Consider the following 6,162-nt stretch of genomic DNA (forward strand, 5'->3'; position numbering starts at 1 on the left):
GTGGTCATGACACTATCCTTGTTATTGTGCGGGCCGCGAACGGCGACCGTACAAAATAGGCTCCGCGTGTTCGGAATTTCAAGCAGCGTCGATAAATATGCTGCCTGTCAGGGCAGGTAAAGACGGAACACCCCACCGCCCAACGGACCGCCATTGCCGATTTCGGTGCGTCCGCCGACGCCGTTGCGTTGATGCAACGCAGCAATTCGTCCGGCAAAGTACAGGCCCAACCCTGTGCTGCCGGTGCTTTGATTGATGCCCTGCACGTAATCGGCCTGACGCTCGATCATCTGCGCCGGATACCCCTCGCCATCGTCATTGATGGTCAACACCAGTTGCCCGGCTTCGTCGCTGGCGCTGATCAACACGGCATGCCGTGCAAAGCGAATCGCGTTGTTGATGCAGTTGGCCAACACCGACGCGATCAACTCGCGGTCGAAGAAACCCAGCGGGCTCAGCGGGTCCACTTCATAGGTGGCCATGATGCCGCGGCTGGCGAACACTTCCTGATGACAAGCCAGTTGCGCTTCGATGAAGTCGTCCAGTTCATGGTAGGCCGGTTGCAATGGCATCTGATTGACGCCGAGCTTGTACAGACCCAGCAGCTGCACCAGCATGCCGTTGAGGTGGGCGAACTCGAAGTCGATCACGCCCTGCTCCGGCGTCCGCTGCGCCGACTCCGGCAATCGCGCCAGCCACTGGCTCTGAGCCTGCATCAGCATGGCCAGCGAGTTCTTCATGTCGTGCACGGTAGAGGCGATCACCGTGGAGAAATCCAGTGCCTGCCGGTTTTCGTTCATTATCCAAACGCCTTGCTGTTGAGCTTCTGGTAACGCGGATAGCGTGCGTCGGTGTCGGGCATCAGGCCAACCATTTTCAGGCAGGTCCGGCATTCTTCCAGCTCCGCTGAAGGAGCGCCGGTATCGGTGCCGTGCAACAACGACTGCGCCAGGTTCAGGGCGATACTGATGTTCTTGGGCTGCATGGCCAGGGCTTTGCGAAAGACCTGCCGGGCCTCCACCAGATTGCCGGTCTTGTACACGCGCACGCCCTGACGGTTGAGTTCTGCCGCGGCATTGCCGGAATTGAGGATGCTCGGGTCGTCGGTCTGCTTGGCGATGTCCTTCATGACCGCCGGGTCGTCGCCGTAGATTTCCACGCAATTTTTCAGCATCGCGGTGCCGGCCTCGCTCTGCCCGAGCATTTTCAGTTGCTTGGCCACCAGCAATGCCGCTTCGGCGCTCATGAATTGCTCCATGCCGTCCAGGCGCAACAGGGCTTGCTCGGTGAGCTTGTCCGCCGTCTCGGCATCGTTGAGCAACAGACTGGTGGCCTTCATCAGGCGCGCGCGGATTTGCAGGCCCGGATCAGAGGGATTTTCCTTGGCCACGGCGCTCAATGTGGTGTTGATTTCCAGTCGGGTTCGCGTGTCCAGCCCCCTTTCGCTGCCCTTGCTGATCAATGCGTGGGCCAGGCCGAGGTTGCTCTCGGCATCCTTGAATCGCGACTGCGCACCCTGGCTTACGGCCTGGCGATAGGCCTTGGCCGCCGTGTCGAAGTCTTCGTTGGTCATCGCCAGCTTACCGAGCAACGCTTGCCGGCGCACCGCCAGCGGCGACAGGCGAATTGCCTCTTCCAGAACACGCTGTGCACCTTTGGTATCCCCTTCGGCGACCAGCACGTCAGCCATGCCGTCATACAGCGACGGCATCATCGGGAAGACCTTCAGGGCTTTTTCGTAGATGCCTTTGGCCTGCCCGACCTGGCCGCGCTTGAACAGCAACTTGCCCAACCCGGCAAACGCCCATGGCAACGGGCGGTCGGCGATGATGCCGTCGTACAGCCGCTCCAGCGCTTCGTTCTGATTGAGGTCGCGCAGGGCATCGGCGCGGTAGCGCAGGCACAGTGGCGAATAGCGGATGTCTTGCTTGCACAAGGCGATGCAGGCGTTGAGCACCTCCATCGGTTTGCCGCGGTCAAGGGCCTGCAGGATTGGCTTGAGCAGGGTTTTGCGCTGCTCCAGACGCTCCAGGCGCTGGGCCAGGCTGGAACGGTTGAAGGGCTTGGTCAGATAGGCATCGGGCTCGTGCTCCAGCGCACTGAGCACCATGGCCTGGCTGGTTTCAGCGGTGACCATGACGAACACCGCTTCATGGCTGATCAGCTTTTCCTCCATCAGGTCTTCGAGCACCTGCTGGCCGTTTTTCTTGCCGTCACCCAGGTGAAAGTCCTGCAGGATGAAGTCGTACTGCTTCTGCGAACACATTTTCAGCGCCTGTTCGCCGGTATCGGCAGTGTCCACTTCCTTGACACCCAGTTCGCGCAGCATCGACCGAACCGAACTGCGGAAGTCCGAGAAATCATCGACGATCAGAAAACGCTTTTGGTGATACGACAGCATCGAAGATTTCCAGGCAATTTAAGAAGAACAACCCAAAGGCAAATACACGGACGGACTCAGCTTCGCAGCCGCTGTTTTGGCGCGCAGATGATAACTGGTGGCACTAGGCTATCAAACACCTTCTCACAGAGATGAGCCCCCCCAGCCAACCGCAAAAGGCAAAATGGCCCCTGACTGTCCGTGTTATCGGCCAGCAGTGGTGTTCCCTTGAGAAGCTTCCCCAACGCTCACTCCGAATAGGTGAAGACGTTACTGAAAACGAGACATCGCGCACAAAAAAGTGCTGATAAATGAACGCCCTCAATGGCCTGACGCATACGCAGGACGGGAGCGGCCAGTGCTGCTCACTGATGTCGCCAAGCTCTGACTTGCAGATGGCTAGACCCGGCAAGATACGCCGATAAATTGACTAACCAAAAACAGCACTCCTAAGCTAACGCCATTCGTCGATTAATTGACGATTTTGATCAGAATCAGTCTTTAGTCGCAGGTCACCTGTGACGAGCCTAATGCCTTGATTTTCGAGGGTTACCCCGTCCCTTGAGAACATCGGTCAGGCCAGCCTGCACTGGGCTTGCATTGACGACTGACGGATGGTCAGTCTGGCAGCACCCTGGGCTGACCTAGACTCCGTTGAGGGGTGAGGGAGTACATCGTCATGTGCAATTCACTGATAATTATTCGTATTTATTTTCTGTCTCGGGCTTTGCCTGCCTTTTGGAAATGTTTGCCCTCGCTGCCGGCGCTGTTGATGGAGATAGCCTCATGGCCGGCGGTTGCCAATACCTGGGCGAGCACCATCGCGGCCTCCCGGCGCTCAAATCTGTCCTTCAATCGCGGCGACCAGACAAGCAAGTTGCTGACCCGCAAAGGCCTGTGGGCGGAGGCCATCCTTGGTTTTTCAAGGGGGACAGGAAGATGATCACTGACCCAAAAGAGCCAATTAGCGTGATGCTGATCGATTGCCGCCCCCTCGTGCTCAAGGGCCTTCACGACTTGATTGATGCCAGAAAGCCCAGAATGGAAGTGACAGGCCAGGCCACCACCTATACCCATGCACTGGATCTTGCCAATCAATTGCGACCCAATGTCATTTTTTTCAGTTTCTTTCCGGATGCGCTGAATCCTCTGGAGGTCGTCGCGGGACTCACCCGCAACTCCGAAATGAAAGTGCTGCTGTTCAAGGGCCTGTACGAAGCCGTTCCCGCAGCCCAGGCGATAGAGGCTGGCGCTCGCGGCATCGTGCTGGCGGAAGACCCGACGGAATCGATTACCCAGGCCATCCTCAAGGTCCACCATAGCGACATCGCAATGGATAGAGCCTGGGCCGGCGGCCTTTCCGGCTATGCCGCGACCGGGCAAGCACCCTTTAAATGCAATCTGGAGCAGGCGAAACAGGCGCGGTTGACGCTGCGCGAGAGAGAGCTGATTTGCGCCATCGTGGGCGAACCGTCGGCCAAATATGTGAGCATCGCCGGGCGCCTGGGGATCAGCGAGCACACCGTGCACAACCACCTCAGCAACATCTATCAAAAGCTGAATCTCATCAACCGCATCGACTTGCTGATGTATGCACTGAAACACGGGCTCACCAACAACGAAACACCGCCCAAGTCCTCCTGGGTGGAGCTGGATTGAATTTCAAGCCAATACAAGACGGTCTGCCCCTCACTTTCAGGGAAGGTTGGCCGTCAGCGTGTCGCCGTCCTTGTCGGTGGCCTGGAACAGAGTGCCCGGAATGTTCCAGTCGTTCTCGGCATATCCTGCCGAGTCAACCTGTATCTACCCGCCGCGTTCTTTAAGCCCTGTGCTGCTCGCCAGTTCACAGCGCATGCGATCATGGGGATCTCGTATCAGAACTGCAAAAAGAATGCGAGGGTGGTTTCCTAGGCCACCCTCGCATCCGTTCACGCGCGCAATGCCTCAGGCGCTGCCAAAAAAGATGTCGGTGCTCTGAAGATCGACCCCGACCAAGGTGATGGTTGTTGTTTGTCCGCCAGTCTCGGCAACCGTCACGACGCTGTTTGCGCCGGTGTTGTTGATCGATTGGACAACGGCGTTCGGGTCGCCGTTGAGCACCAGCTTGTCTTGCACGCCTGAACCCACATCGAAGCCGGTGACCTGGTACAGGTTCTCATTGACTGACAGATCGATGTTGAACGCATCCTGCTTACCGATCGTGCCAACCAGCGAGAAGTCGAAGGATGCGTTGGCCGGGTCGTTGGCGAACAGGTTGGCGGCAAACGTACTCGTCGCCGAGTCGCCATCCTTGTCCGTCAGCGTCGCGCTGAACGCCAGCTGGACATCGCTGGCCAGACTCTCGCTCTGCTGAATGAACTGGATCACCGGGATCTTGACATCGCCCCGGCCCATCGTCAGCTGAACAGCGTCGATCAGTGTCGCACCCTCCTTCTGGATGAGGAAGGACACCTGTCCGCCCGCCTCCGGCGTCAGGGTGTTCACCTCGACGCGGTTCGAAAACGAGCCATCCGCGTAGAAGATCCTGTAGTACAGGTCCTCGGTTGCGGTGTTGTAACCCGCCACGGAGTTGTCGATGAAGACCTTCATTCCCGTCAGCAGGCTCTCTGGATTGATGACGAAACTTTCATCGGCAGCGCTGATTGCCGCCAGGTTATCGCCCTGGAAAACGTTGTTGCCGACGCCGATACCGGACGTGCTGACGTTCATGGCCGCCGGGTCTATGTACGATGGCAGGGGGTTGGTCTGTAGCGCGGCTTCGGTGGGGTCGGGTGCTCCGAGCCCGATGCCGGTCAGGATGTCGGAGGTCGACGCCAGAGCCTTCGCGGAAAAGAACACGATCTCCTCGGATGTCGAAGGAATAGCCGGGTTACTCGTCTGCGGAATCAACAATGTGCGCACCGAGTCCGGGCCACCGGCAGCGAGCGAGCCGTCGGCACTGCTGAGCACTATCGTCGAACTGAAGCCTTGCACCAGATCCAGCGCATAGCGGCCATCGGCATAGGCGGTCAACGTGTAGTCGACGGTGGTATTCGCCGTTGCGGCGTTGTTGTCGAAATCACCGGTCAAGGTTCCTGCGAACTGGTACGCGCCATTGATATCCGGTGATGGCGACAGCTCGTGGAGCGTGCCGGTCCCGGTCGTGGTCGTGTTGTCTGGCCTGACGAGGGTGAACTGGCCATTGACCAACGAGATATCCAAACCGGCCGCACCCAGCCCGTCGGCTCCCGTCGCCATACTCCAGAACCCGGATTGCGCAAGGACGCTACCGGTCCCGATCAGGTTGCCGAAAGTGAGTGCGGGCCCATCGTCCTTGAACACCAGATTCTGCCCAATGTTCAGCGTCGCCTGGGCGCTGTCGCCGTCCCTGTCGGTCTTGATCGCCGTCAGCGTCACCAGGTTGTCCGAGGTCAGGCTCGTCGAGTCATCGGGATTAGTGGTGTTGGAATGCACCACGGCGCGGAGCTGGTCGAGCGTGACGCTGCCATTGGCGGCTACGCCGACGGTGAACACCAGCAGGTTGCTCGTGGCCGTACGCCCTTCCACCACGGTGCCATTGAGCGACAGGTTCACCGCCTGGCCCGAGGCCGTGTCGGTCAGCCCGGAGGCTCCGGCCACCACGCCCAGCGCATAGGTCAGGGTGCCGGCATCATCGGCACCAAACGCCGAAGTGAAGTTGGCCGCAAAGCTCTGGGTGGCGTTGCTCGCCAGCAGCGTCTCGTCCACTGTCAGCGTCGGCTCCGTGCCGGTGGTGCTGATACTCGGTCCGTCGTCCTTGAACA

General features: G+C 59.1%; 4 protein-coding genes. 1 reads left to right on the top strand and 3 read right to left on the bottom strand.

All coding sequences use genetic code 11. The features are described from left to right. Positions 1 to 107: 107 nt before the first annotated feature. Together PMI31_RS17230 and PMI31_RS17235 are read right to left on the bottom strand one after the other, a co-directional pair. A complete protein-coding gene (locus PMI31_RS17230) occupies positions 108 to 800 on the bottom strand; it encodes a sensor histidine kinase (RefSeq protein WP_008019465.1) in 693 nt (230 codons plus the stop codon). Then, positions 800 to 2,401 (bottom strand): tetratricopeptide repeat-containing response regulator, encoded by a 1,602-nt coding sequence (locus PMI31_RS17235; RefSeq protein ID WP_008019466.1) that lies wholly within the window; start codon positions 2,399 to 2,401, stop codon positions 800 to 802. Before PMI31_RS17235 ends, PMI31_RS17230 begins: the two co-directional genes overlap by 1 nt. A gap of 918 nt (positions 2,402 to 3,319) precedes the next feature. On the opposite strand from PMI31_RS17235, the gene PMI31_RS17245 reads away from it, so the two are divergent. Further along, a complete protein-coding gene (locus tag PMI31_RS17245) occupies positions 3,320 to 4,039 on the top strand; it encodes a response regulator transcription factor (RefSeq protein ID WP_008019469.1) in 720 nt (239 codons plus the stop codon). Between the two features lie 285 nt (positions 4,040 to 4,324). Here the strand turns inward: PMI31_RS17245 and PMI31_RS17250 are convergent. Then, a partial coding sequence (locus PMI31_RS17250) for a DUF5801 repeats-in-toxin domain-containing protein (protein WP_008019470.1) occupies positions 4,325 to 6,162 on the bottom strand: 1,838 nt, incomplete at its 5' end.

It is taken from the genome of Pseudomonas sp. GM55, from assembly GCF_000282395.1.
GTDB classification, from domain to species: domain Bacteria; phylum Pseudomonadota; class Gammaproteobacteria; order Pseudomonadales; family Pseudomonadaceae; genus Aquipseudomonas; species Aquipseudomonas fluorescens_CC.